General features: G+C 64.1%; 1 pseudogene. It reads right to left on the bottom strand.

From position 1 onward, the window contains the following. Nucleotides 1-234, bottom strand: a pseudogene (locus tag SB756_RS35615) (cytochrome o ubiquinol oxidase subunit I); the annotation flags it as partial.

The raw sequence follows: 234 nt of genomic DNA, 5'->3' as shown, positions 1-234 counted from the left end.
CTGGTCGTAGTGGTGCGGTGGCAGGTAGCCGGTGGAATCGCCGAAGGCCACGGCCTGCTGCAGCCGCATCATGATGGCGTCGGCGAAGCCGCGCAGCAGCATCACCAGGCCCAGGATCATGTACATGATGCCGATCTTCTTGTGGTCGATGCTGGTGAACCACTCGCGCCACAGGTAGCCCCACTTGCGGTAGTAGGTGATGCCGCCCAGCACCACGATGCCGCCGATCGCCAC

This window comes from Pseudomonas sp. SIMBA_068 (assembly GCF_046534705.1).
GTDB classification, from domain to species: domain Bacteria; phylum Pseudomonadota; class Gammaproteobacteria; order Pseudomonadales; family Pseudomonadaceae; genus Aquipseudomonas; species Aquipseudomonas putida.
Note: the sequence above shows the minus strand (reverse complement) of the source record. Positions and strands in the feature narration are given on the sequence as shown.